Origin of the sequence: Streptomyces sp. NPDC001903 (assembly GCF_042891345.1) — a bacterium.
Taxonomy (GTDB): domain Bacteria; phylum Actinomycetota; class Actinomycetes; order Streptomycetales; family Streptomycetaceae; genus Streptomyces.
The window spans coordinates 123406-148250 of sequence record NZ_JBIASZ010000014.1 but is presented as its reverse complement, the minus strand read 5'-3'; the positions used below and the strand labels follow the sequence as shown (position 1 = coordinate 148250).

Sequence of the window (24845 nt, the reverse complement as noted above, 5' to 3'; positions counted from 1 at the left end):
TCGGGTCAGGCCGCCTGCGTGCGGACGTACTCCGCGAGCCACTGCGGCAGCGCGGTGAGGTCCGGCAGCACCACGTCGGCGCCCGCCTCCCGCAGTTCCGGCTCGGGGCACGGGCCGGTCGGCACCGCCACCGACAGCGCGCCGGCCGTACGGGCCCCGCGGATGTCGCCGACGTGGTCGCCGACGTAGACCTGCGCCCCGTACTCGCGCAGGGCGCCCGCCTTGGCCTCGGCCCACAGCCAGCCGATGACCGCGTCCGGCTCGATGCCGAGGTGCGCGAGGTGCAGCCGGGCGTTGGGCTCGTGCTTGGCCGTGACGACGATCGCGCGGCCGCCGAGCGCCTGGACGGCCTCGATCGCCTCGCGGGCGCCGGGCATCGCGGGGGTGGGCTCGATGGCGTGTGTGGGGTAGATCTCCCGGTAGCGGTCGGCCATGGCGGGGATCTCCGCCTCCGGGAACCAGTACGCGAGCTCCTCGTCCAGCGGCGGACCGAGCCGCGTGATCGCCTCGTCGGCGTCGATGTACGTACCCGTCTCGGCGGAGAGCGCCTGGTAGGCGGCCTTGATTCCGGGGCGCGAGTCGATGAGGGTCATGTCGAGGTCGAAGCCGACCGTCAGCTGGGCGGGCACGGCGGGCACGGCGGGGGTCTCGGAGCTCATGCCCCCATTGTGCCGAGCAGCCCCGGACGGGCGGGAACACCGACGTGGCGCCGCCTTACGGGACGGTGAATTCGGGGACGCGCCGGCGCCCGTCCCCGTGGCGTCCGCCGGACGGACCTGCGGCCTCAGCGGCGGCGGGAGCGCCAGGCCAGGTAGAGGGCCGAGGCGACGGCCGCGCCCCGGGCCAGCCAGGGCCACATGCCCTGGAAGACGACGCCCAGCCCCTCGTCGGTCAACGGTGTGCCCCAGCGGCCCTCCAGGCGGCCCCACAGCCACACCACCGCGCCCGCGAACACGGCCCCCGGCAGCCCGAACACGACCGCCTTGCGCTCGGCCGGCCCCAGCACCCGCGAGGCGTACGCCAGGAGCCAGCCGCCGATCAGCAGCAGCCAGGAGCCGGTGACCGCGCCCGCCACGAGCACGGCCGCGGCCAGCAGCAGGAAGGCGTGCGGCTTCGGTCGCGCGGCGGCGCCGGGCGCGGCCTGCGCATCCGGCGCGGCCGCCGCCTTGGCCGCCTGCGCCCTGGCCTGCCGGCGCTGCTTCAGGAACCGCAGGAGGCCCCGTACGGACGAACCGCCCTCGGCGGCGGGCGCCCCGCCCGGACCGGCCGCCTGCTCCGGCTTCTCCTCGTCCACCGGGTGCCGGAACAGCTCCGGGATCTCGATCCCGCCCGCGAAGCCCTCCACCTGCGGACCCGCGCCGTAGGGGCCCGGCGCGACGCGCCACCAGTCGGGCTCCGCCCCGCCGTCGGCACCGAGTTCGTCCAGCCCGGCCAGGTGCGGCGGCGCGGGCGCGGTGTCCGCCGGGCGCGGCTCCGGCACGGACTTGCGGAGCAGCCGGCCGGGCCCCCGCTGGGTCGGCACCGCCGGGGCCGGATCGGGGGTGGCGGCCCGCGTCTCGGTGGCCGGCGACGCGCCCATGCCGTCGAGGACCTCCTCCGGCGTGCCGATCCGCTCCAGGATGCGCCGGACGGCCGCCGGGGTCTCCGGCTCGTACTTGGCGCGCCGCCGGTCGATCTCGTCCCGCAACCCCGCCACCAGCCGCATCCGGTCCCCGGAGGACAGCTGCCGCCGCTGCGCCAAGTCCCCGACCCGGCTCAGATATTCGTAGACCAGATGGTCGCTCTCGATCCCCATGCCCGGCTCCTCCCGTACCACCCTCCCGAAAGGTAGCGCGTGCGCCCGTGGAGCGGCCGAGGGCTCAGCGGATACCGTTGGCCGGATGGGGACCGGCCGACGCGACCATGGAGGCGACCGTGCCTGAGCTGCCCGAGCCCAGCAGTGCTGCGGGAAGCGCCACAGCGAGCAGCGCCCCGCGCTCCCTCGCCGAGGCGCTGCGCGCCCGCGACGACGCGTCGCTCGCCGCCCTGCTGCACGCGCGCCCGGACCTGCTCGGCCCGGTGCCGGGCGACATCACGCAGCTGGCCACCCGGGCCGGCACCCGGGCCTCGGTGGTGCGCGCGCTCGACCGGCTCGACCGGTTCGCGCTGCAGACCGCGGAGGCCCTCGCGGTGGCCCCGGACCCGTGCCCGTACCCGGTCCTGGAGTCCCTGCTCGCCGGCGAGCACGGCAGCGCATCCGGCTCCCGCGAGGACAACGGCGCCCGCGCCGAGCTCCCGCGCGCCGTGGCCACCCTGCGCGACCAGGCCCTGGTGTGGGGCGACGACGAGCGGCTGCGGCTGGTCCGCACGGCCCGCGAGCTGCTCGCGCCGGCCGCCGGCCGGCCCTCCCCGACCGGGCTCGGACCGACGGTCGCCGAGGCCACCGCCGGGATGTCGCCGACCCGGATCCAGGAGATCGTGGCGGCCGCCGGACTGCCCGCCACGCACGACCCGGTGTCCGCCGTGAAGGCGCTGACCGGCCTGTTCACCGACCCGGAGCGGATGTCGGCACTGCTGGACGAGGCCCCGGCGGAGGCCCACCAGGTGCTCGGCAGGCTCGTGTGGGGGCCTCCGTACGGGGAGGTCACGCCGAACCCGACCCCGCCCGTGCGCTGGCTGCGCGACCGCGGGCTGCTGCTGCCGGCTTCGGCGCGGACCGTCGTACTGCCCCGCGAGGTGGCGCTGCACCTGCGGGGCGGCCTCGCGCACCGGGCGACGGAGCCCCTGGCCCCGGCCGTGCCCGCCGACCGCGAGCACCGTCCACAGCTTGTGGACGCCAACGCGGCGGGGCAGGCGCTGGCCGCGCTGGCCACCGTCGAGGAACTGGTGAAGTCCTGGGAGCACACCGGCCCGCCCGTGCTGCGGGCCGGCGGACTGTCCGTACGGGACCTGAAGCGGACCGCGGCGACGCTGGACGCCACCGAGCCGGCGGCCGCGTTCTGGGTCGAGCTCGCCTACGCGGCCGGGCTGCTGGCCAGCGACGGGGAGGCGGACGAGCGGTACGCGCCCACCCCCGCCTTCGACGACTGGGTCGAACTCCCACCCGCCGAGCGGTGGTCGGTCCTCGCCGAGGCCTGGCTGGCGGCCACCCGGACCGCCGGCCTGGTCGGCGATCAGGACGCCAAGGGCCGCACCCTGTCCGCGCTCGGCCCCGAACTCGACCGCTCCGCCGCCCCCGAGATCCGCCGGCGCGTCCTCGACCTCCTCGCCGCCCTGCCCGAGGGCGCCTCCGCGGACGCCGACACCCTGCTCGCCCGGCTCGACTGGGAGCGGCCCGTACGGGGGACGAGCGTGCTGCGCGCCCGCCTCGCGCGGTGGACGCTGACCGAGGCCGAGGTGCTCGGGGTGACCGGCCGCGGCGCGCTCGCGACGCACGGCCGCGCGCTGCTGGAGCACCGCGATCCCGCGCCGCTGCTCGCGCCGCTGTTTCCTGAGCCGGTGGACCACGTACTGCTCCAGGCCGACCTGACGGCGGTGGCGCCCGGGCCGCTGCGCCGGGGGCTCGGCGATGTGCTGGCCGTCCTCGCGGACGTGGAGTCCAAGGGCGGGGCGACCGTCTACCGCTTCACGCCCGGTTCCGTACGGCGGGCGCTGGACTCCGGGCGGACCGCCTCCGACCTGCACGCCTTCCTCGCCGAGCACAGCATCACGCCGGTTCCGCAGCCGCTGGCCTACCTGATCGACGACGTGGCGCGGCGGCACGGGCACCTGCGGGTCGGCGTGGCGTCCTCGTACGTGCGCTGCGACGACGACGGCATGCTCAACGAGATCCTGGCCGACCGGCGCTCCGCCGGGCTGGGGCTGCGGCGGCTGGCCCCGACGGTGCTGGCGGCGCAGGCCGAACCGGGCGCGCTGCTCGACGGGTTGCGGGCGATGGGCTACGCCCCGGCGGCGGAGTCGCCGACCGGGGACGTGGTGGTGACGCGGGCCGACGCCCACCGGACGCCGGCGCGGTCGGCGCCGGTCCCGGTGCCGGACGGGCCTCCGGTACCGGACACGACGCTGCTGGGGGCGGCCGTACGGGCGATCCGCGCGGGCGATCTGGCGGCGACGGCGGTGCGCAAGGAGCCGGCCGCGGCAACCGTGGTGCCGGGTGAACTCCCGCGTACGAGCGCGGCGGAGACCCTGGCCACGGTGCAGGCGGCCGCGCTGACCGGGTCGGCGGTGTGGATCGGGTACGTGAACGCGGACGGCGCGGCGAGCCAGCGGGTCATCGCCCCGGTCCGGGTGGAGGGCGGCTTCGTCACGGGGTACGACCACACGGCGGACGAGGTGCGGACGTACGCGCTGCACCGGATCACGGGGGTCGCGGAACTGGCCGAGGAGCACATGTAAAAGGGCTGGCGGCGCGGGGTCCGGGCCGCGCACCCTTGCCGCATGCGAGAAGTACGGGGCAATCGGCCCGACCGGCGGATCAGGGCGGCGCACACCGACACCACGGTGACCGTCTACCAGGCGTACGCACCCGGACTGGGGCTGCCCGCGGCGCGCGACGGCCGGTTCCCGCCCGCCTGGAAGCGGGAGCGGATGACGTGGATCAAGCCGTCGTTCCTGTGGATGATGTACCGCTGCGGCTGGGCCACCAAGGCCGACCAGGAGACGGTGCTGGCCGTCGAGATCACCCGCGAGGGCTTCGACCACGCGCTGCGCCACGCCTGCCTGTCGCACTACGAACACGGCACCCACGCCGACCACGAGGCCTGGCAGCGGGCCCTGCGCGACTCCCCCGCCCGCGTCCAGTGGGACCCCGAGCGCGATCTGCACCTGAACCCGCTGGCCCACCGCTCGCTCCAGCTGGGCCTGTCCGGGCCGGCCTCGCGCGCGTACGCCGACGAGTGGACGGTCTCCATCCGCGACGTGACCCCGTTGGCCCGGGAGATCCACGGCCTGGTCCGCTCGGGGGACGAGGCCGCGGCGCGGGCGCTGCTGCCGGTGGAAACCCCGTACCCGGCGGGGCCGTTGGAGCACCTGGGCGCGTGACGGGCGCCGGGGTCCGAAAGCGGAATGCGAGGCATCGTTTTCGCAGCTCAGAGGGGTTGGAAGGCCCTGCGACCCCTGTTGCAGAGCGGTGACACACGGGCGATGGATTGGTGATCCGCGATGTGTGAAGATCAGTTCATCGCAGCAAGCGGCCGAGGAAGTCGAACCGGCGCCGGAGCGAGAACCCCGCACCACCCGCCACCGGCGCTCCGCCGCGGCACCTCGCACGTCCTCTTCCGTATGCCCTGCCGGCCGCCACCGCTCTGCGCTGCTCGCCTGCCTTCGTGATTCCTTGGGGGGAGTCCACCATGTCCGCTCGCACCACCACCCGCCGCACCCTCCGCTCCGCGGCCGCCACCGCCGTCGTCGTCGCTGTCGCCGGTACCGTCCTGATGCCGCTGTCGGCGTACGCCGCTCCGGCCGAGGACGGCAACCACAACGCACTGAAGATGACGATGAGCGCCCCGGTGCCGAGCGGCCCGCTGACCCGCGGCGGTGCGACGGAGACCTTCGAGCTGACGGCCACCAACACCACGGACAAGCCCAGCTCCTTCCACCCGTGGCTGCTCCTGGACGGTGCCGGTGCGAGCCCGCTCCAGCAGAGCGACGTCGTCTTCAAGGTCGAGGGCGTGACCGCGCCGGCGACCGAGTCCCTCATCGGGCAGCAGGACGGCGAGTGGCAGGGCATGTTCCACCCGGCGGGCAAGTCGGGCGGCGAGGGCTTCGAGATCCCGGCCGGCGCCAAGATGACCTGGAAGGTCACGATCGGCCTCGGCAAGAGCTACCCGACCACCAACGGCGACTTCACGCTGAGGGCCACGAGCTACGCGGGCGAGGTGGCGCAGAGCGGCATCGCCTCCCTGGCCTTCAAGACGGACCCGTCGGTCAAGACCGGCAAGCTGGAGACCTCGTTCAAGAACGTCGGCGACTGCAAGGGCGTCCCGGCGCTCCAGTGCCGCGAGATGGACCTGAGCTACCGGCTCACCGGGGACGGCGAGTTCAACACGGCGCTGCGCACCTCGCTGGGCGTGAACTTCGGCACCGACGTCAAGGTGCCCAACCTCCAGCTGGAGATGCTGGTCGACGGCAAGTGGCAGGGCGTGAGCACCGCCGACCCCTACAACTTCACGCTGCCGACGATCCCGAAGGGCTTCAGCGCCGCCTCCGGCGAGCGCGTCCTGCACCTGCGGACCTCGTTCGGCCCGAACACGGACTACAAGAAGGCCACCGACGTCACCCTGCAGGCGGGCGTCGGCCTGGCCGAGGGCAACACCTACGACTTCGCGGGCGCCGAGACGAAGTTCCAGCTCGCCCCGGCCACCGCGACCACGTCGCCCTCGCCGACCCCGAGCAAGTCCGCCACCACGCAGCCGTCCGCGAGCCCGTCCGCCTCGGCCTCGTCCTCCGCCACCGCGGTCGCGGCGAACACCACCACGAACACCAAGGCCACCGGCGCCTCGGGCTCGCTGGCCCAGACCGGCGCCGACTCGAACACCGGCCTGTACTCCGGCCTGGCCGCCGTCCTCGTCGGCCTCGGCGGGGCCGCCGCCTGGCTCGGCGCCCGCCGCCGCCGCGCCGTCCGCGGCTGAAGCAGGAGCTGAACCGCGAAGGGGCCCGGCACACCACGTGCCGGGCCCCTTCGGCGTTCACTGGGCCTTCGCGTTCAGCTGGCCTTCGCGTTCACCGGGCCGCGCGGCCCGGCGCCCGGCGGGCCGCGGCCGATCCGTTCGGCCTCGAAGGAAAGTCGATCATTCACCCCCCAACCGCGCGCCGGACTCCTACCGTTGGACGTATGACCGGTTCAGATGACAGGCACGGCATCCGCAACCACATCGGCGGCGGGGTGTACTTCAACGCCGTGGTGCAGGGCGCCAACGTGACCCTCCAGCTCCCGGCCACCATCCCGGCCGCCCTGACCGGCCTGCCCGCCCCGTCCCCCGCCTTCACGGGCCGGGAGGCGGAGGAGGAAGCCCTGCTCGCGGCGCTCCGGCCCGACGGGTCCGCGGCCCCCGCCGCCCGCCGGGTGATCGCGGGGCTGCCCGGGGTGGGCAAGACCGAGCTCGCCGTCCAGGTGGCCCACCGCGCACTCGGGGAGGCGGACCTCGTGCCGGGCGGCGTCCTGTTCATCGACCTGTTCGGCTACGACGAGCGGCGGCGCGTCGGCGCCCACCGGGCCCTGGGATCCCTGCTCCGCGCCCTCGCCGTCCCGCACGAGCACGTCCCGCAGGAGGTGGAGGAGCGGGCCGCCCTGTACCGGTCCGTCCTCGCCGCCTACGCGGCCGACGGGCGGCGGATCCTGGTGGTCCTGGACAACGCGATGGACAGCGCCCAGGTCCGTCCCCTGCTGCCCGGCGACCCTGCCGTCCCCGTACTGATCACCTCCCGGCACACCCTGAGCGACCTCGGGGCCCGCGTGCTCGACCTCTCCGTCCTCGGACAGCAGGCGGCGGTGGGCCTCATCGGACGGAACCTGCGCGGCGTCGTGGGCCCCTCCGACACCCGGGTCACCGACGAGCCGGCGGCGGCCGAGGAGCTGGCGGTCCTCTGCGGGCGGCTGCCCCTCGCGCTCTCCGTCGTCAGCGCCCTGCTGGCCGACATCCCCACGCGGCCGCTGCACTCCATGGCGAAGGCCCTCGGCGACGCCCGGCGCCGGCTGGAGCGGCTCAGCCGCGAAGACCTCGCCGTCCGCGCGGCCTTCGACCTCTCGTACCGGCACCTGGGGCCGGAGCAGGCCCGGCTCTTCCGGCTGCTGGCCCTCAACCCGGGCCCCGACCTGGCCACCGAGGCCGTGGCCGGACTGGCCGGTACGGAGCCCCAGGACGCGGAGGACCTGCTGCTGCCCCTCGCCCGCGGGCACTTCATCGAGCCCGGGTCCTCGTACGGGCGCTGGCGCATGCACGACCTCATGCGCCTGTACGCGGACGAACTGCGGCGGACCCGGGACGAGCCGGGCGAACAGGAGGCGGCCACCGACCGGTTGTACCTGCACTACCTGGCGGGCGCCCACGCCGCCGACACCCACGTGGACGCCGGGCTCGCGCCCGACCCCCTCTTCCCCGACCGGGACGCGGCCCTGGCCTGGCTGGACGCCGAACGCCACAACCTGCGCGCCGCGGCCCTCGCCGCACCGGGGCTGGCCCGGCCCGAGGCGCTGGTCCGACTCCATTCCTCCCTGCTGGAATTCCACTCCCTGCGCCGCCACTTCGACGAGTACGCCGAACTGGCCGTCGCCGCCCTCGGGGCCGTCCGCGCCTCACCGGATCCGGTGCTGCGGGCCACCGAGTCGAGCATCCTGAACAACCTGGGCACGGCCCGGCGCGAGCTGCGCCTCTTCGACGCCGCCTCGGCCTCGTACCAGGAGGCCCTGGCCCTGCACGAACGGGACGGGGACCCCTTCGCCGCGGCCGCCACCCTGACCAACCTCGGCCTGACCCACCAGCAGATGAACCGGCCGGAGGAGGCGGTCGACCTGCTCCGGCAGGCCCTGGACCGCTATCCGCCGGACAGCGATCCGCGCGCCCGGGGCATGGCGTACAACAACCTCGGCAAGGCCCTGCACGACCTGCGCCGGCTCCCGGAGGCCTCCGAGGCCTTCGCCGAGGACATCGCCATCTGCCGGGCGGCCGGAGACCGCAGGGGCGAGGGCACCGCCCTCAACAACCTGGGGATGGTGCTGCGCGACATGGGACAGTACGGCGCCGCCGCCGAGGCCCACGAAGACGCGCTGGCCGCGGCCGAGGAGACCGGGGACCGGTACGGCTCCGGTCTCGCCCTGGCCAACAGCGGGCTGGCCCTCGCCATGGGCCGCGACGGACGCGGACCCCAGGAGGCGGTCGACCGGCTCATGAAGGCCCTGGAGATCCTGGACTCGCTGGGCGACGAGCACATGGCGGCCCAGGCGCGCAGCCACCTGGGCCTGGTCCTGATCCAGGCCGGCCGGGCGGCGGAGGCGCTCGACCCGCTCGAATCGGTGGTCGAGACGAGCCGCAGGACCGGGGACCCGCACACCGCGGCGATGGCGCTGACCAACCTGGGCACGGCCCTGGAACTGACCGGCCTGTACGAGGACGCCGTACGGGCCCAGACGGAGTCCGTCGCCCTCTACCGGCAGCTCGGCGAGCGCCACCACGAGGCGAAGGCCCTGCTCAACCTCGGCCTGGCCCTGCGGCACACCGGCGGCCTCGCAGCGGCTCAGGACGCGTTCGGGGAGTCCGCCGCCGCCTTCCGGGAAACCGGCGACGAGTACCTCCACACCCAGGCCCTGCGGCTGCACGAGGAGACCGGGAGATGGCGCACGCGCCAGCTGCCCGAGTGGCTCCGGGGATCGGGACCCGCCACACCGGGCCCCTGATACGGCAGACTGGAGGTTTGGCCGTCCGCGCCCGGGCGGCCACCCCCCGCAGGAAAGGGACGTTTGTGAACGGGCCTCTCATCGTCCAGAGCGACAAGACACTGCTTCTCGAGGTCGACCACGAGCTCGCCGGTGCGGCGCGGCGGGCCATCGCCCCCTTCGCCGAGCTCGAGCGGGCCCCCGAGCACATCCACACCTACCGGATCACCCCGCTCGGCCTGTGGAACGCGCGGGCCGCGGGGCACGATGCCGAGCAGGTGGTCGACGCGCTCGTCGAGTTCTCCCGCTACCCCGTCCCGCACGCGCTGCTCGTCGACGTCGCCGAGACGATGGCGCGCTACGGCCGCCTCACCCTCTCCAAGCACCCCGTGCACGGGCTGGTCCTGACCAGCACCGACCGGCCCGTGCTGGAGGAGATCCTGCGTTCCAAGCGGATCACCCCGCTCGTCGGCGCCCGGCTCGACCCCGACACCGTCGCCGTGCACCCCTCCGAGCGCGGGCAGATCAAGCAGACCCTGCTGAAGCTGGGCTGGCCGGCCGAGGACCTGGCCGGGTACGTCGACGGCGAGGCGCACGCCATCGACCTCGTCGAGGACGGCTGGGCGCTGCGGCCGTACCAGCAGCAGGCCGTCGAGGGGTTCTGGCACGGCGGCTCCGGCGTGGTCGTGCTGCCCTGCGGCGCCGGGAAGACGCTGGTCGGCGCCGGGGCCATGGCGAAGGCCAAGGCGACGACGCTGATCCTGGTCACGAACACCGTCTCGGCCCGCCAGTGGAAGCACGAGCTGGTCAAGCGGACCTCCCTGACGGAGGAGGAGATCGGCGAGTACTCCGGCACCCGCAAGGAGATCCGGCCGGTCACCATCGCCACGTACCAGGTCCTGACGACGAAGCGGAAGGGCGTCTACCCGCACCTGGAGCTGTTCGACTCCCGGGACTGGGGCCTGATCCTCTACGACGAGGTGCACCTGCTGCCGGCGCCGGTCTTCAAGTTCACCGCCGACCTCCAGGCCCGGCGGCGGCTCGGCCTGACCGCGACGCTGGTCCGCGAGGACGGCCGCGAGTCGGACGTGTTCTCGCTGATCGGCCCGAAGCGGTTCGACGCGCCGTGGAAGGAGATCGAGGCGCAGGGTTACATCGCGCCGGCGGACTGCGTCGAGGTCCGGGTGAACCTGACCGAGAGCGAGCGGCTGGCGTACGCGACCGCCGAGACGGAGGAGAAGTACCGCTTCTGCGCGACGACGGCGACGAAGCGGAAGGTCACCGAGGCGCTCGTCGCCAAGCACAAGGGCGAGCAGACGCTGGTCATCGGGCAGTACATCGACCAGCTCGACGAACTGGGCGAGCACCTGGACGCGCCCGTCATCAAGGGCGAGACCTCCAACGCGCAGCGGGAGAAGCTCTTCGACGCCTTCCGCGAGGGCGAGATCAGCGTGCTGGTGGTGTCGAAGGTCGCGAACTTCTCGATCGACCTGCCCGAGGCCACGGTCGCCATCCAGGTGTCCGGTACGTTCGGCTCCCGCCAGGAGGAGGCGCAGCGCCTGGGCCGCGTACTGCGCCCGAAGGCGGACGGCCACGAGGCGCGGTTCTACTCGGTCGTCGCGCGCGACACGATCGACCAGGACTTCGCCGCCCACCGCCAGCGCTTCCTGGCCGAACAGGGCTACGCCTACCGCATCATGGACGCCGACCAACTCCTGACGACCGACGGCCCGACGGACTGACCGGCCAGGGCCCTGGCACTACGCTGGAAGAGACGTAAATCCGGCAGGGAGAGACGCATGACGCATCAGGAGATCTACGACGTCCTCTACACGGAGTCTGCGGGACGTGACCGGGACCGGCTGGATCCGTCGCGCCGCGCCTCGTTCGACAAGGCCGTCGAGATCCTGGCGCGCGATCCGTACACCGAGCTGTCGCGGCCGATAGGAGCAGGCGAGCAGGACCGCGAGATCCGGCTCACCTCACAGATCGTGGCCGAGTACATGGTGTCGCGGGGGCGGCTGCTGCTCGTGGTACTGAGGATCTTCGACGACACGGACATCCTGCTGCCCGAGGGGTGACCTTCGGACCGGGATGGGGACCGGGACCAGGTCCTGCCCTGGCTCCGGGCGGCGGCGGGCCGCCGCCCGGGCCAGGAGGGCGAGCAGCGGGACGGCCCAGATCCACAGGTGCGGCCAGTCCGGCAGCGGGGTCCGGCCCGGGGCGGGCAGGTGGCGGGCCCAGAACTCGGCGGAGTCCTGCGGGAGGACCAGCAGCCCGAGCAGGGCGGTCCCGGCGAGGGCGCCCAGGGCCGTCAGCCCGGCCCGGATCCGGCCGGTCAGCAGCAGGTACGGGATGAGCAGCGCCGGGGTCAGGGTGATCCCGGCGGCGGTGCCCAGCGCGAAGCCCTTGCCGAGGGCCGCGCGGGGACGGCGCAGGTCCCACAGGACCAGGCAGCCCAGCGCCAGGTTGATCTGCCCGGCGAGCAGGCTCTGGAACAGCGGCTCCACCCACAGCCCGGCGATGGTGGCGGCCAGGACGGGCCCGGGCCGGGCCCGCAGTCCCGCGAGGCGGCAGGACATCAGGATCAGCAGGGCGAACAGGGCGGCGTTGCCGAGGACGAACACGGCCTTCAGGACGCCCGCGGGCAGCCAGGCGGCCGGGGTGAACAGGATCGCCGCGAAGGGCGGGTACGCGGCGGGAGGGCGCCACTCCGCGGCGCTGAACCCGGCGGCGAGGCCGTCGGCGATCGGGATCCGCACCACGATGCAGAGCACGCCCAGCACGAGGAGCGAGCCCGCGACCAGCACGCCGACCAGGGGCGGCGTCGGGGGGCTGGAAGGGAGACTCCGGGTCACGCGCGTGACCCTAGTGGATCACCGCGGGCGCCCCGCCGCTATCCGGCCAGCCCGCCGCCCGGCCCGGGCGGCCGTACGACAGCCCCGGGGCGCGGCAGGGGGCCGAGATCAGCGGCGTATGACGCCCGCGTCCTCGGCGTACTCACCGAGGACGACCACGCTCACGGCCGCGGCGGCGAAGACCTTCGCGGCGCGCAGGGCATTGCCCACCAGGTGGCGGGGGCGGGAGTCGGAGGTGGCGGTGGCGCCGCTAGGGCGGCCGCCCTGGATCGGGGTGAAGGTTGCGGTGCTCATGTATCCATGGTGCGTTTTCGTCCCGGATATCACATCGGTCTCCGGGTGGAATCGCAGGGCCGCCCGCCTACTCCTCCCGGCCCATGCCGTCCCCTAGTGGCTCTGCCCGAGGTCTGACACCCCCCGGTACGACACCCGGACGGGCCTACCCCTCCAGAGGGACTCCCCGCCGCGGAATCCGTTCGCGCCGCGCCCCCGCGCTGACTACAATCTCCGCTCTTGCCGCCTCCCGCCGCCGTTTCGGGGAGAGCCGCCCGCCGGACGGAAACCGGCGGGCATCGTTCCGTACCGATCAGCAGCTGGAGGCATTCCCGTGTCCGCGCACGCCCCCGAGACCGGCATCGACAGCGACTCCGCCACCCACCCCCTCGCCCGCGAGCAGGCCCACCTCACCGCCTCCCGCGCCGCGCTGCGCGCCATGCGCGAGGACGTCGAGGCCCTCGACATCCGCGACGTCACCGCGAACTGGGTCAACGCGATCGTCCTCCAGGCCCAGATCGACGACCGGATCAAGGCCCTCGCCGACCTCGCGCACACCCCGCTCTTCTTCGGCCGCCTCAACTACCTGCACGCACCCGGCGCGGACCTCGCCGAGGGCGCGGAAGGCGAGCAGTTCTACATCGGCCGCCGCCACGTCCACGACGCCGACGGCGATCCGATGGTGATCGACTGGCGTGCCCCCGTCTCCCAGCCCTTCTACCGGGCCTCCAAGAACGACCCGCAGGACATCGCCCTGCGCCGCCGCTTCGGCTACACGGGCGGCGAGCTCACCGCGTACGAGGACGAGCACCTCTCCGACCCCTCGGAGGCGGCCGCCGTCAGCAAGCTGCTCCAGCAGGAGATCGAGCGCCCGCGCGTCGGCCCGATGCGCGACATCGTCGCGACGATCCAGCCCGAGCAGGACGAGATCGTCCGCTCCGGCCTGTCCGGTTCCGTCTGCGTGCAGGGCGGCCCCGGCACCGGGAAGACGGCGGTCGGCCTGCACCGCGTCGCGTACCTGCTGTACGCCCACCGCGAGCGGCTCGCCCGCACCGGCACGCTCGTCATCGGGCCGAACCGCTCCTTCCTGCACTACATCGAGCAGGTCCTCCCGGCCCTGGGCGAGCTGGAGGTCAAGCAGGCCACCGTCGAGGACCTCGTCTCCCGCGACGGCCTGGAGATCCGCGGCACCGACGCCGCCGCGACCGCCGTGGTCAAGGGCGACGCCCGCATGGCGCAGGTGCTGCGCCGGGCGGTCCGCTCGCACGTCACCCCGCCCGCCGAGCCGCTGATGGTGGTGCGCGGTTCGCGCCGGTGGCGGGTGCCCGCGTACGAACTGGAGGAGATCGTGACCGAACTCCTCGACCGGGACATCCGCTACGGCGCCGCCCGCGACGCGCTGCCGCAGCGGATCGCGCACACCGTGCTCGTACGGATGGAGCAGGCGGGCGAGGCGCCGGACGACCGCGTCCAGGACTCGGTGGCCCGGGGAGCCGCCGTGAAGGCCGCGGTCAAGGCGGTGTGGCCGGCCGTGGACCCGGCGAAGCTGGTGCTGCGCCTGCTGTCGGACGCGGAGTTCCTGGCCGAGCACGCGCAGGGGGTGCTCTCGCAGGAGGAGCAGGAGCTGCTGCTGTGGGCGAAGCCCTTCCGCAGCGTGAAGTCGGCGAAGTGGTCGGCGGCCGACCTGGTCCTGATCGACGAGGCGGCCGACCTGGTGGAGCGCACGCACTCGCTGGGCCACGTCGTCCTCGACGAGGCGCAGGACCTGTCGCCGATGCAGTACCGGGCGGTGGGGCGGCGCTGCACGACCGGCTCCGCGACGGTCCTGGGCGACCTCGCGCAGGGCACGACCCCGTGGGCCACCCGCAGCTGGGACGAGGCGCTGGCGCACCTGGGCAAGCCGGAGGCGGTGCTGGAGGAGCTGACGGCCGGCTTCCGCGTGCCGCGCGAGGTGATCGCGTACGCCTCACGGCTGCTGCCGTCGATCTCGCCGGGTCTGGCCGCGGTCTCCTCGGTGCGTGAGACGCCGGGCTCGCTGCTCGTCGCGCCGGCGGCGGACCCCTCGGACCTGACCGCCTCGGTGATCGAGGCCTGCCGCGCCTCGCTCGGCCACGAGGGCTCGATCGGCCTGATCGCGGCGGACGCACGGATCCCGGAGCTGGCGCGGGCGCTGGAGGCGGCGGGCATGGCGTACCTCTCGCCCGGCGAGGAGACGACGGCCCAGTCGCGCCTGACCCTGGTCCCGGCCTCGCTGGCGAAGGGCCTGGAGTACGACTACGTGGTCCTGGACGAGCCCGCCGCGATCGTGGCGGGCGAGCCGGACGAGCGCACCGGCCTGCGGCGCCTGTACGTCTGCCTCACCCGCGCGGTGTCGGGCCTGACCCTGCTCCACGCGGATCCCCTGCCCCCGGCGCTGGCCTCGTAGGGGCCGCGGGCCGCGCCCCGGCCCCGTCGTAGGGGCCGCAGGCACGCCCCGGCCGCCCCCCTCCCGGGCTCCGGGGCGCGGCCCCGGTGTCAGGACAGGGCGGTGCGCCAGTCTTCGACCGCGGACGCCGAGACCGGGCCCGTCCAGCCGTCGGGGCGGGCCGCGCCGCCGATGTGGAACGCGTCGATCCCCGCCGCGCGCAGCACCGGCAGGTGGGACAGCGCCAGCCCGCCGCCCACCAGGATCTGCGCGGTGTACCCCGGCTCGCCCCGCCGCGCCGCCTCGGCCAGCAGCACCGGCAGACCGTCGTCGACCCCGGCCGCCGAGCCCGCCGTCAGGTACGTGTCCGGCCCGGCGGACTCCGGCAGCTCCGCGAGCGCCTTGCGCAGCTGGTCGCGGTCCGCGGCCCGGTCGATGGCCCGGTGGAAGGTCCACTTGCAGCCGTCCAGTTCCCCCACGACCGCCTCGATCGCGGCCAGGTCCGGGCCGCCGTCCGGGGCCAGGAAGCCGAGGACGAACTCGTCCGCCCCCTCCGCCCGCAGCGCCCGCGCCCGGGCGGCCAGCAGCTCCACGTCCGCGGCCGAGCCCGCCGCGAAGCCGTCGGCCGTACGGAGCATCACGCGCAGCGGGATGTCGACCGCCGCCCTGATCGCCGCGAAGGTCTCGCGCGGCGGGGTGAGCCCGTCGGCGGCCATGTCGGTGACCAGTTCGAGGCGGTCCGCCCCACCCGCCCGGGCCGCGACCGCGTCCTCCACGTCGAGGGCGATCACCTCCAGGACTGCACGGTTGCTCATTGGGCCCCACTCCTCCGGAAAGCTGCTGGTATGGAAAATAGGTCTAGTCCAATATCTAGAGTACGGGCCTCCGCCCACCCTCCACCAGCACAATCACGCCACCCGCACAATGTGCGCATGGACCGCATGGACACCGCCCCGCTCCGCGCCCGCTGGCACGCGACCACCGCCGCGGCCGGCGCCGCCGCCGCCGACCACGATCCCGAGCCGTACGCCGACCGGCTCCTCGCCGCCTGGGCGGAGCCCCAGCGCCGCTACCACACCACCGCGCACCTGGCCGACGTACTCGCACGGATCGACGTACTGGCCGCGCACGCCGCCGACCCCGCCGCCGTCGAGCTCGCCGCCTGGTTCCACGACGCCGTCTACCGCCCCGACCGCTCCGAGAACGAGGAGCGCAGCGCCGCCCTCGCCGAGCGCGCCCTGCCCGAGCTCGGCATCGACGCGGCCCGCACCGCCGAGGTGGCCCGCCTGGTCCGGCTCACCGTCACCCACGACCCCGCCCCCGGCGACACCAACGGCGAGGTGCTCTGCGACGCCGACCTGGCCGTGCTCGCGGGCGCGCCCGACGCGTACGCGGCGTACGTCGCCGCCGTCCGCGCCGAGTACGGCTTCGTCCCCGAGGACGCCTTCCGCGCCGGCCGGGCCGCCGTACTGCGCCAGCTGCTCGGCCTGCCCCGCCTCTTCCGCACCCCGTACGGCGCCGCGCACTGGGAGGCCCCGGCCCGCCGCAACCTGGCCGCCGAGCTCGCCGTCCTGACCACCGGTCCCGCCGCCGGGGAATGAGATCCGCTTCGCGGCGGTTCGTGCAGAGCATGCCCTCCGCCGCAGCACGCTCCCGCATGCCCGTCGCCGTCTACGTCCTCGGCCTGGCCGTCTTCGCGCTCGGGACCAGCGAGTTCATGCTCTCGGGGCTGCTGCCGCCCATCGCGCGGGACATGGACGTCACCATCCCGCAGGCCGGCCTGCTCATATCGGCCTTCGCGATCGGCATGGTCGTCGGGGCGCCGCTGCTGGCGGTGGCCACCCTGCGGCTCCCCCGCCGCACCACCCTCATCGCCCTCATCAGCCTCTTCGGCCTCGGGCAGGTGGCGGGCGCGCTGGCTCCCTCGTACGAGCTCCTCTTCGCCTCCCGCATCGTCGCCGCGCTCGCCTGCGCCGGCTTCTGGGCGGTCGGCGCGGCCGTCGCCATCGCCATGGTGGACAAGGACCAGCGGGCCCGCGCCATGGCCGTCATGATCGGCGGCCTGTCCATCGCCAACGTCCTCGGCGTCCCCGCCGGCGCCTTCCTCGGGGAGCACCTGGGCTGGCGGTCCGCGTTCTGGTCGGTGGGCGCGGCCTCGGCGGTCGCCCTCGTCGGCATCCTGGCGCTGATCCCGGACATCCCGCGGCCCGCCGTACGCCCCACCCTCGCCCGGGAGCTGCGCATCTACCGCGACCGCCAGGTGTGGCTGTCGATCGGCGTCACGGCGCTGGCCGCGGGCGGGGTCTTCTGCGCCTTCAGCTACCTGTCGCCGCTGCTGACGGAGGTCGCCGGGCTGGACGCCGGCTGGGTGCCGTGGGTGCTCGCGCTGTTCGGGGTCGGCGCGCTCGTCGGCACGACCGTCGGCGGGCGGATCGCCGACGCCCACCTGTTCGGCGTGATGCTGTGGGGCATCACCGCGTCGACCCTCTTCCTCGTCGCGCTGGCCCTGTTCGCCTCCTCGGCGGTGGCGGCCGTCGGCCTGTCGTTCCTGATGGGCGTCTCGGCGTTCTTCACGGCGCCGGCGCTCAACGCCCGCATGTTCAACGTGGCGGGCGCGGCCCCGACCCTGGCCGGCGCCACCACGACGGCGGCGTTCAACCTGGGCAACACGGGCGGCCCGTGGCTCGGCGGCACGGTGATCGACGCCGGCCGCGGCTTCGCCGCCACCGCCTGGGCGGGCGCGGCGATGACGGTGACGGCCATCGCCCTGGGCGCGATCGCCCTGCGCCTGCACCGGCGTACACCGCCCGTGACCCGGATCGTCGCGGCTTCGCCCGCCCCCTCGGCGGTGGACACGGTCAGTACGTGAACCACTGCCCGTGCCCGGTCACCTCCGGGTTGGTCACCTTCGGCGCGGTCGCACCCTCGACTTTGGTGCTGACGTGTACTTCGTAGTCGGTACCGGGGGTGAGCGACAGAGCGACCCGTTCCGTCAGCGCCTTGGGTTCCGAGCCCGCGGTGAGGGTCCAGGTCTTCGCCTGCCCACCCGTGGGATACAGGTATTTGTTGCCGTCCTTGAGGGTCAGCCAGAGGTACACGGTCACCTTGGTCGCAACGGTGGCGCTGACGTAGGCGCGCATGGAGACCGTCGTGCCCTCCTTCACGACGCAGGGCCGCTCGCTCACCTTCGGATCATCCGCGGTGTGGAAGCCGGCGCACGACTCCGTACCTCCCGCGGCGCCCGCCCCGGCGGCCTGCGCCTGCGGTGTCGTCGCCCCTGACGGGGCCGGAGCACCCGGCGCGATGCTGCTCGCCGACGGCGCGGCCGGGGGTGACGCGGAGGACGAGGCGGACGGCGAGGCGGAGGCCGAGGGCGAGGCCGAGGGAGTCGACTGCTGCACCGTCCGGCCGTCCGGCGCGGCCTGCCCGGCCGCACCGCCGCCCGGTCTGCCGTTCAGCGCCAGCGTCGCGACCAGGGCGGCGACCGCCACGGCGGCGGCCCCCGCCCAGAGGGCGACCCGCCGCTTCGCCGGCTGCGCCGCCTTCGGGGCCGACGCCTTCGGCTCCGAGGCCGCCGGCGGCCCCTGCAGGATCTCCGCATCACCCCCGAAGGGCTGGATCACCAAGGTCACCGGGGTCTGGAGCTGCCGGGCACCCCTGCCGGTCCGGTACCCGGTGAAGTGCTCCTTGACGTGTGCCACCAGCGCGTCCAGGTCGGTGTCGAGACCGGGCGAGTTCTTCTCCAGCCAGTCCATGACGGCGGTCGAGAAGGCACCGGTCCGCCCCGTGGTGCGCTGGATCGCCGCCTGCCCGGACGCGACGGCCAGCAGCATGAACTGCTCCACTGTGATCCGCCGGCCCCTGGGCAGCGCCATCACGGCGGGCCCGTTCTGGTTGTCCTGGACGAAGGTCGCGCACGCGTCCACGAGGTAGACCTGTCGGCGACAGCGCGCCACGTCAGGCCGGGCCAGGTATTCCCGTACGTCCATCAAGTCCAGGCAGCGCAGGTCCGCCTCCGAGGCGTCCGGGCAGAGCAGCAACCTGCGGTCGCCCCGGTCCAGCAGGCCGTGGCCGCCCCAGTAGACGTAAAGGACGTCGCCCTCGGCCGGGGTCTGCGACGGGGCGAGCCTGTCGATGATCTGGTCGCGGGAGGTGACCGGCATGATCCGCAGGTCGTGCTCCAGCGCCTGCGCGTTGAGAGCGGCCCACGAGGTGTCGACCGGGGTGAGCAGCAGCGTGATGTTCTCCGCCGGCACGCCGCGGCGGCGCAGCCAGACGGCGAACCGCATCGCGTCGGCGGCAGCGCCCGCGAGGTCCCTGCCCCCGAAGTGCCGGTAGTGCTCGATGCCGACCACGACGGCGTGCACGCGCGCCGGGTCGGGGCCGGTCACCTCAGCCATGAGCCGACCGCGTCCCACACCTCGGGGTTGGACCAGTACGTCGTGTGCGCCCAGGGGAAGGGCTGCCGGTTGTCGACGGGGCGGTCCTCGGCACGGCCCGGGAACACCTCCGCGGCCTGGTACGCGAGGAAATCGCGGTCGTCGTAGATGTTCAGCCACTTCGCCGGGAAGCGGGGCGGCAGCGTCTCGGGGTGCTCCAGCGAGACCAGGGCGCCGATTTCGTAGAAGTACGGCGCCTGGGAGCCCACCGTGATCAGCTGGTCCACCCGATCCAGCCGCTCGCGCACCATCAGGTCGACGCACGCGACGCCTCCGAGACTGTGCGCGATGACGGTGATCGCGTCCCCGGGGGTGTTCTCGACGGTCCGCTTGATGTGGTCGCGCACGCCCTGGCCCCGGGCCTGGTAGCGCAGGATGTCCCCGACCATGGGCAGGGCCGAGTCACTCCAGGCCCCGCGCCGGGACCGGCCGCGCCGGCCCACCGGCCTGGCGAGCACCTTCCCGAGCAGTCCCATGACGGAACGGCCCTCGGCGTACAGATCGGTGCTGAGCTCGGCGAGGAGCTCGTCGCGCACGATGCCGGAGACCTCCACGCCCCGTTCGTCCGCGAGGTTCATCGTCATGGCGATCACGGCCCGGGCCACCGTCCTGCGGTGCTCGGTCCCGTCGGAGTCCGCCGTGGCAGCGGCGGCGAGTAACTCGGGCGCCCGCACCACGGCCCGCAAGGCCTCGGTGAAGTCCCCGAGAAGCCCCCGCGCGTCAAAGGCCTCCACCACCTCGGGCGCCGGGTCGTACTCGGTGACGTCAGCGAGGAACTCCTCGGAGGCCGGCAGCCCGAAACCCAGGCTCGAAGACGGAGCGGGCGCCAGGCCCAGCAGCCGGAGCTCGTACCAGGGGTCGCCGTACAGGACCCCCCAGACCTCGATCTCGGCGTCGTCGTCCGCCGTGCCGCCCCGGGACTGCCGGTAGCGGGGGACGGAGGCTCCGTCCAGGGCCATCGACGCCCCCTGCTCGCGTCCCCAGAAGCAGCCGCGGACCTCCAGCCCGGGCTGGATCTCGTCAAGGCGGGTCCGGACGGCGGCGAAGGTCTCCTTGTACGAGACCTCCCGCACTCCGGTCCCGTGTACGAACAGCACTGACCGACGCACGATCCCCCTCAGGCAACTGCGAGTGGCAGATTCGCGGGTCATCCTAATGCAGCAAATCCTCCTGCCCGCACGGCATATGACCGACCGTCATATTGCCGGAGCGCGCCTTCGGGGCGCATCCGCCCCGCTACGCCGCCCCGCTACGCCGCCGGGCGGCCCTTCGGGCGGCGCAGGCCCGCGGCCGTCAGGCGGCGCACCAGTTCCTTGCTGCCGATCTCCACCGCGCCCGCGCCCACCGCGTCCGCGTAGCGGTGCGACGGCACGTCGTAGTGGTCCCGCTCGAACGCCTTCGCCGGGCAGCCGATCGATGCCGCGAAGGCGTGCAGCTCCTCGTACGAGACGTCGCTGACCAGGTGCGACCACATGCGGCCGTGGCCCGGCCAGGTCGGCGGGTCGATGTAGAGCGTCACCGTCGGCTCACCGGCCGGCGCCGAACACGGGGCCGAGGCCGCCGACCGCGGCGACCTTCACCCCTGCCTTGCCGCACACCCAGTGCGGATCGGGTCCCAACTCCGGCTCCACGTCCAGCGCGTGCGGATCGCCGTGTGAGCAGACCGGGCACAGCGGCCAGCGCCCGTACTTCTCCAGCAGCGCGTCCTGTACGTCCTGGGCGACGAGCCCGGCGAGGTAGTCGACCCCCTCCGGCCACTGCTCCACCCACCACCGGCGGTGCGTGACCGAGTCCTCGACGAGGGAGACGACATCGGCGTCGGCGACCTCGCCCGCAGCGAGATCGGCGAGCACAAGTGCGCGGGCGACGTGCAGCGCCTGCTCCAGGGGGGTCGCGTGGTCCATGCGCCCATTGTGGACCCGTATGGCCCACACTGACGAAGGTCATTTCGACACGGGGGCTCATGGCGCCTTGACGGCCCCCACGCCCGAAAATAGCTTTCAGGTGTGAGCGGCGATGTGAAGGAAACTTCCAGCACCCCGGCCCCGGCTCTGGCTCCGGCCTCGGCCGCCGATGCCCCGGCCGCCGATGCCCCCGCCCCCGGCGCCCTGCGGGCCCGGATCCGGGCGCTCGGCCCCTCCATGACCCGCTCCGTCCGGGCCGTCGCCGAAACCGTCGCCGCCGACCCCGCCGGCTGCTCCCGCCTCACCGTCGGCGCGCTCGCCACGCGCACCGGCACCAGCGAGGCCACCGTCGTCCGCGCCGCCCGCCTCCTCGGCTACCCCGGCTACCGCGACCTGCGGCTGGCCCTCGCCGCGCTCGCCGCGCAGCAGGAGTCCGGCGCGGCCCCCGCCGTCACCGCCGACATAGCCGTCGACGACCCCATCGCCGACGTCGTCGCCAAACTGGCCCACGAGGAGGCCCAGACCCTCGCCGACACCGCCGCCGGACTCGACCTCACCGCACTGGCCGCCGCCGTCACCGCGCTCGCGACGGCCCGCCGGATCGACATCTACGGCGTCGGCGCCTCCGCACTCGTCGGCCAGGACCTGGCCCAGAAACTGCTGCGCATCGGCCTCGTCGCCCACGCCCACGGCGACCCCCACCTGGCCGTCACCGGCGCCGTCCAGCTGCGCCCGGGCGACGCGGCCGTCGCGATCACCCACTCCGGCGCCACCGGCGACGTGATCGACCCCCTCCGCACGGCCTTCGAGCGCGGCGCCACCACCATCGCGCTCACCGGCCGCCCGAACGCCCCCGTCTCCCACTACGCCGACCTCGTACTGGCCACCTCCGCCGCCCGCGAGACTCGGCTGCGCCCGGCCGCCATGTCCAGCCGGACCAGCCAGCTCCTCGTCGTCGACTGCCTGTTCGTCGCCGTCGCACAGCGGACGTACGAGACCGCCGCCCCCGCGCTCGCCGCCTCGTACGAGGCACTCGCCCCCCGCCGATCCGCCAGGAGCCCCCGCCCATGACCGGCCCGTACGCCGACGGCTCGTACGCCGCACTCCGCGCCCAGCTCGACACCCTGACCACCGAGGCCTTCCGCCCCGAACTGGCCGAGATCGACCGGCTGCCCACCCTCGACATCGCCCGCACCATGAACGCCGGTGACGCCACCGTCCCGGCCGCCGTCGCCGCGCGGCTGCCGCAGATCGCCGCCGCGATCGACGCCATCGCGCCGCGGATGGCCCGCGGCGGGCGGCTCGTGTACGCGGGCGCCGGCACGGCCGGCCGGATGGGCGTCCTGGACGCCAGCGAGTGCCCGCCCACCTTCAACACCGACCCGGCGCAGGTCGTCGGCCTGATCGCGGGCGGGCCCGGCGCCATGGTCCGGTCCGTGGAGGGCGCCGAGGACTCCGCGGAGCTGGCCGCCGCGGACCTGGCCGCGCTGGACATCGGGCCGGACGACACCGTCATCGGCGTCTCCGCCTCCGGCCGCACCCCGTACGCGATCGGCGCCGTCGAGTACGCCCGTACGCGCGGCGCGCTCACCGTCGGCCTGTCCTGCAACGCCGGCTCCGCACTCGCCGCGGCCGCCGAACACGGCATCGAGGTGGTCACCGGGCCCGAGCTGCTGACCGGGTCCACCCGGCTGAAGGCCGGTACCGCGCAGAAGCTCGTACTGAACCTCGTCTCGACCATCACCATGATCCGGCTCGGCAAGACGTACGGGAACCTGATGGTCGACCTGCGCGCCTCCAACGAGAAGCTGCGCGCCCGCTCCCGCCGCATCGTGGCGCTGGCCACCGGCGCACCGGACGAGGAGATCGAGGCCGCGCTCGACGCCACCGGCGGCGAGGTCAAGCAGGCCGTACTCGTCCTGCTCGGCGGCGTGGACGGCCCGGCGGCGGCCGGACTGCTCACGGCCGCGCGCGGCCACCTCCGCGAGGCCCTGGCCCTGGCCCGCACGCCCGCCCCGGGCCTCTGACCTGCCGTTCTGCCGACCTGCCGTTCTGCCGACCTGCCCACCTGCTGACCTGCCGACCTGCTGACTGCCCCGTTTCCCCGACGCAAGGCGATCACCACATGTCCACTGACAAGAACCGCGCCACCGCCGCCGCGATCCTCCCCCTGGTCGGCGGCCCGGACAACATCGGCTCGATCGCGCACTGCATGACCCGCCTGCGCATCACGCTGAACGACCGCTCGCTGGTCGACGACGAGGGGCTGCGGGCGCTGCCCGCGGTGCTGGGCGTCGTCGAGGACGAGACGTACCAGATCGTGCTCGGGCCGGGGACGGTCGCCCGGGTGACCCCGGAGTTCGAGGCGCTGGTCGAGGAGGGCCGCTCCCCCCGCGCCGCCCAGGCCCCGGTCACCGCCGGGGAACTCGCCGACCGGGGCGCCGCGTTGAAGCAGGAGCAGAAGGCCCGCAACAGCACCCCGGTGAAACTGTTCCTGCGCCGCATCGCGAACGTCTTCGTCCCGCTGATCCCGGCGCTCATCGGCTGCGGCATCATCGCGGGCCTGAACGGCGTGCTGCTCAACACCGGTTGGCTGCCGGCCGTCGTCCCGGCGCTCGCCGCGATCGCCTCCGGATTCATGTCGCTGATCGCGGTCTTCGTCGGCTACAACACGGCCAAGGAGTTCGGCGGCACGCCGATCCTGGGCGGGGCCGTCGCCGCCATCATCGTCTTCCCCGGGGTCGCGAAGATCGACGCCTTCGGCCAGCACCTCTCCCCCGGCCAGGGCGGGGTCCTCGGGGCCCTGGCGGCCGCGTTCCTCGCCGTACGGGTGGAGAAGCTGTGCCGCAGGTGGGTCCCGGAGTCGGTGGACGCCCTGGTCACCCCCACCCTCACCGTCCTGGCCTCCGGACTGGTGACGATCTTCGGTCTGATGTTCCTCGCCGGTGAGGTCGCCGCGGCCATCGGCTCCTTCGCCACGTGGATGCTCGCCGGCGGCGGCGCGTTCGCCGGCCTCGTCCTGGGCGGCCTCTTCCTGCCGCTCGTGATGCTGGGCCTGCACCAGGCGCTGATCCCCATCCACACCACCCTCATCGAGCAGACCGGCCACACCGCCCTCCTGCCGATCCTCGCCATGGCGGGCGCGGGCCAGGTCGGCGCTGCCCTCGCGGTGTACTGCCGGCTGCCGCGCAACCGGTCCCTGCGCACCACCATCAAGTCCGCGCTCCCGGCGGGTTTCCTGGGCGTCGGCGAGCCGCTGATCTACGGGGTGTCGCTCCCGCTCGGCCGCCCCTTCGTCACCGCCTGCGTGGGCGGGGCGGCGGGCGGGGCGTTCGTCGGACTGTTCAACCAGCTCGGGGTCGCCTTCGGTGCCACGGCCATCGGGCCGTCCGGCTGGGCCCTGTTCCCGCTGCTGGACGGGCCTTCGGGGCTGGGCCCGAACCTCGCGATCTACGCGGGCGGCCTGCTGACCGGCTACGTCGTGGGCTTCGCGGCCACGTACTTCTTCGGCTTCACGCGCCAGATGCTGACCGAGCTCAACACCGACCCGCAGCCCGTGGCGGACGCCGCCCCGACCGCGGACGCCGACAAGGAACCGGCGATGACCTGACGGCGCCG

Annotated in this window: 21 protein-coding genes; 12 read left to right on the top strand and 9 right to left on the bottom strand. The window is 74.3% G+C overall.

Annotated elements, in window-relative coordinates:
* Positions 1 to 5 precede the first annotated feature (5 nt).
* On the bottom strand, positions 6 to 659 hold the full coding sequence (locus ACFYZS_RS28215) for an HAD family hydrolase (protein WP_389018275.1): 654 nt from the start codon (positions 657 to 659) through the stop codon (positions 6 to 8).
* 125 nt (positions 660 to 784) lie between these two features.
* On the bottom strand, positions 785 to 1795 hold the full coding sequence (locus ACFYZS_RS28210; protein ID WP_389018273.1) for a hypothetical protein: 1011 nt from the start codon (positions 1793 to 1795) through the stop codon (positions 785 to 787).
* 107 nt (positions 1796 to 1902) lie between these two features.
* On the opposite strand from ACFYZS_RS28210, the gene ACFYZS_RS28205 reads away from it, so the two are divergent.
* The 6 genes from ACFYZS_RS28205 (at position 1903) to ACFYZS_RS28180 (ending at position 11430) form a co-directional block, all read left to right on the top strand.
* On the top strand, positions 1903 to 4374 hold the full coding sequence (locus ACFYZS_RS28205) for a helicase-associated domain-containing protein (RefSeq protein WP_389018270.1): 2472 nt from the start codon (positions 1903 to 1905) through the stop codon (positions 4372 to 4374).
* 42 nt (positions 4375 to 4416) lie between these two features.
* Positions 4417 to 5019 carry a DUF4291 domain-containing protein gene (locus tag ACFYZS_RS28200; protein ID WP_389018267.1) on the top strand — a complete coding sequence of 201 codons (603 nt, stop codon included), beginning with the start codon at positions 4417 to 4419 and terminating at the stop codon, positions 5017 to 5019.
* Positions 5020 to 5327: 308 nt separating this feature from the next.
* Positions 5328 to 6608, top strand: a complete 1281-nt coding sequence (locus ACFYZS_RS28195; RefSeq protein WP_389018264.1) for an LPXTG cell wall anchor domain-containing protein — start codon at positions 5328 to 5330, stop codon at positions 6606 to 6608.
* A 203-nt stretch (positions 6609 to 6811) separates the two neighbouring features.
* A complete protein-coding gene (locus ACFYZS_RS28190; protein WP_389018262.1) occupies positions 6812 to 9370 on the top strand; it encodes a tetratricopeptide repeat protein in 2559 nt (852 codons plus the stop codon).
* A gap of 65 nt (positions 9371 to 9435) precedes the next feature.
* Positions 9436 to 11091: a DNA repair helicase XPB gene (locus ACFYZS_RS28185; RefSeq protein ID WP_389018259.1), complete on the top strand. Its 1656-nt coding sequence runs from the start codon at positions 9436 to 9438 to the stop codon at positions 11089 to 11091.
* Between the two features lie 57 nt (positions 11092 to 11148).
* Positions 11149 to 11430, top strand: coding sequence for a hypothetical protein (locus ACFYZS_RS28180; protein WP_389018256.1), 282 nt, complete (start codon positions 11149 to 11151; stop codon positions 11428 to 11430).
* On the opposite strand, the gene ACFYZS_RS28175 is transcribed toward ACFYZS_RS28180, so the two are convergent.
* Together ACFYZS_RS28175 and ACFYZS_RS28170 are read right to left on the bottom strand one after the other, a co-directional pair.
* Positions 11332 to 12207 carry a glycosyltransferase family 87 protein gene (locus ACFYZS_RS28175; protein WP_389018253.1) on the bottom strand — a complete coding sequence of 292 codons (876 nt, stop codon included), beginning with the start codon at positions 12205 to 12207 and terminating at the stop codon, positions 11332 to 11334. The two genes, ACFYZS_RS28180 and ACFYZS_RS28175, sit on opposite strands and share 99 nt — an antisense overlap.
* Positions 12208 to 12315: 108 nt before the next feature.
* On the bottom strand, positions 12316 to 12501 hold the full coding sequence (locus ACFYZS_RS28170; RefSeq protein WP_389018250.1) for a hypothetical protein: 186 nt from the start codon (positions 12499 to 12501) through the stop codon (positions 12316 to 12318).
* 418 nt (positions 12502 to 12919) lie between these two features.
* On the opposite strand from ACFYZS_RS28170, the gene ACFYZS_RS28165 reads away from it, so the two are divergent.
* Complete coding sequence (locus ACFYZS_RS28165) at positions 12920 to 14905, top strand: HelD family protein (protein ID WP_389018493.1); 1986 nt, start codon at positions 12920 to 12922, stop codon at positions 14903 to 14905.
* Between the two features lie 89 nt (positions 14906 to 14994).
* Here ACFYZS_RS28165 and ACFYZS_RS28160 read toward each other — a convergent pair whose 3' ends face one another.
* Positions 14995 to 15699 (bottom strand): copper homeostasis protein CutC, encoded by a 705-nt coding sequence (locus ACFYZS_RS28160; RefSeq protein ID WP_389018248.1) that lies wholly within the window; start codon positions 15697 to 15699, stop codon positions 14995 to 14997.
* A gap of 117 nt (positions 15700 to 15816) precedes the next feature.
* On the opposite strand from ACFYZS_RS28160, the gene ACFYZS_RS28155 reads away from it, so the two are divergent.
* Positions 15817 to 16485 carry a hypothetical protein gene (locus tag ACFYZS_RS28155; protein WP_389018245.1) on the top strand — a complete coding sequence of 223 codons (669 nt, stop codon included), beginning with the start codon at positions 15817 to 15819 and terminating at the stop codon, positions 16483 to 16485.
* Positions 16486 to 16541: 56 nt separating this feature from the next.
* Positions 16542 to 17753, top strand: coding sequence for a Cmx/CmrA family chloramphenicol efflux MFS transporter (locus tag ACFYZS_RS28150; RefSeq protein ID WP_389018490.1), 1212 nt, complete (start codon positions 16542 to 16544; stop codon positions 17751 to 17753).
* Here ACFYZS_RS28150 and ACFYZS_RS28145 read toward each other — a convergent pair.
* The 4 genes from ACFYZS_RS28145 to ACFYZS_RS28130 form a co-directional block, all read right to left on the bottom strand.
* Positions 17743 to 19284 (bottom strand): caspase family protein, encoded by a 1542-nt coding sequence (locus ACFYZS_RS28145; protein WP_389018243.1) that lies wholly within the window; start codon positions 19282 to 19284, stop codon positions 17743 to 17745. The two genes, ACFYZS_RS28150 and ACFYZS_RS28145, sit on opposite strands and share 11 nt — an antisense overlap.
* Positions 19272 to 20420 (bottom strand): hypothetical protein, encoded by a 1149-nt coding sequence (locus ACFYZS_RS28140; protein WP_389018240.1) that lies wholly within the window; start codon positions 20418 to 20420, stop codon positions 19272 to 19274. Before ACFYZS_RS28140 ends, ACFYZS_RS28145 begins: the two co-directional genes overlap by 13 nt.
* 152 nt (positions 20421 to 20572) lie before the next feature.
* Positions 20573 to 20842, bottom strand: a complete 270-nt coding sequence (locus ACFYZS_RS28135) for a DUF4031 domain-containing protein (protein WP_030156937.1) — start codon at positions 20840 to 20842, stop codon at positions 20573 to 20575.
* A 7-nt stretch (positions 20843 to 20849) separates the two neighbouring features.
* Positions 20850 to 21227: a hypothetical protein gene (locus tag ACFYZS_RS28130; protein WP_389018237.1), complete on the bottom strand. Its 378-nt coding sequence runs from the start codon at positions 21225 to 21227 to the stop codon at positions 20850 to 20852.
* A 102-nt stretch (positions 21228 to 21329) separates the two neighbouring features.
* Here ACFYZS_RS28130 and ACFYZS_RS28125 point away from each other — a divergent pair, with 102 nt between their 5' ends.
* The 3 genes from ACFYZS_RS28125 to ACFYZS_RS28115 all read left to right on the top strand — a co-directional run bounded on the left by ACFYZS_RS28125 (position 21330) and on the right by ACFYZS_RS28115 (position 24837).
* A complete protein-coding gene (locus ACFYZS_RS28125; RefSeq protein ID WP_389018234.1) occupies positions 21330 to 22298 on the top strand; it encodes a MurR/RpiR family transcriptional regulator in 969 nt (322 codons plus the stop codon).
* Positions 22295 to 23254: an N-acetylmuramic acid 6-phosphate etherase gene (gene murQ / locus ACFYZS_RS28120; RefSeq protein ID WP_389018231.1), complete on the top strand. Its 960-nt coding sequence runs from the start codon at positions 22295 to 22297 to the stop codon at positions 23252 to 23254. Before ACFYZS_RS28125 ends, murQ begins: the two co-directional genes overlap by 4 nt.
* 98 nt (positions 23255 to 23352) lie before the next feature.
* On the top strand, positions 23353 to 24837 hold the full coding sequence (locus tag ACFYZS_RS28115; protein ID WP_389018227.1) for a PTS transporter subunit EIIC: 1485 nt from the start codon (positions 23353 to 23355) through the stop codon (positions 24835 to 24837).
* Positions 24838 to 24845: the final 8 nt, after the last annotated feature.

Bases quoted from the DNA above. Each gene is read 5' to 3' on its own strand.
- ACFYZS_RS28215 (WP_389018275.1), bottom strand. From the start codon at position 659: ATGAGCTCCGAGACCCCCGCCGTGCCCGCCGTGCCCGCCCAGCTGACG.
- ACFYZS_RS28210 (WP_389018273.1), bottom strand. From the start codon at position 1,795: ATGGGGATCGAGAGCGACCATCTGGTCTACGAATATCTGAGCCGGGTC.
- ACFYZS_RS28205 (WP_389018270.1), top strand. From the start codon at position 1,903: ATGGAGGCGACCGTGCCTGAGCTGCCCGAGCCCAGCAGTGCTGCGGGA.
- ACFYZS_RS28200 (WP_389018267.1), top strand. From the start codon at position 4,417: ATGCGAGAAGTACGGGGCAATCGGCCCGACCGGCGGATCAGGGCGGCG.
- ACFYZS_RS28195 (WP_389018264.1), top strand. From the start codon at position 5,328: ATGTCCGCTCGCACCACCACCCGCCGCACCCTCCGCTCCGCGGCCGCC.
- ACFYZS_RS28190 (WP_389018262.1), top strand. From the start codon at position 6,812: ATGACCGGTTCAGATGACAGGCACGGCATCCGCAACCACATCGGCGGC.
- ACFYZS_RS28180 (WP_389018256.1), top strand. From the start codon at position 11,149: ATGACGCATCAGGAGATCTACGACGTCCTCTACACGGAGTCTGCGGGA.
- ACFYZS_RS28170 (WP_389018250.1), bottom strand. From the start codon at position 12,501: ATGAGCACCGCAACCTTCACCCCGATCCAGGGCGGCCGCCCTAGCGGC.
- ACFYZS_RS28165 (WP_389018493.1), top strand. From the start codon at position 12,920: ATGCGCGAGGACGTCGAGGCCCTCGACATCCGCGACGTCACCGCGAAC.
- ACFYZS_RS28160 (WP_389018248.1), bottom strand. From the start codon at position 15,699: ATGAGCAACCGTGCAGTCCTGGAGGTGATCGCCCTCGACGTGGAGGAC.
- ACFYZS_RS28155 (WP_389018245.1), top strand. From the start codon at position 15,817: ATGGACCGCATGGACACCGCCCCGCTCCGCGCCCGCTGGCACGCGACC.
- ACFYZS_RS28150 (WP_389018490.1), top strand. From the start codon at position 16,542: ATGCCCGTCGCCGTCTACGTCCTCGGCCTGGCCGTCTTCGCGCTCGGG.
- ACFYZS_RS28145 (WP_389018243.1), bottom strand. From the start codon at position 19,284: ATGGCTGAGGTGACCGGCCCCGACCCGGCGCGCGTGCACGCCGTCGTG.
- ACFYZS_RS28130 (WP_389018237.1), bottom strand. From the start codon at position 21,227: ATGGACCACGCGACCCCCCTGGAGCAGGCGCTGCACGTCGCCCGCGCA.
- murQ (WP_389018231.1), top strand. From the start codon at position 22,295: ATGACCGGCCCGTACGCCGACGGCTCGTACGCCGCACTCCGCGCCCAG.
- ACFYZS_RS28115 (WP_389018227.1), top strand. From the start codon at position 23,353: ATGTCCACTGACAAGAACCGCGCCACCGCCGCCGCGATCCTCCCCCTG.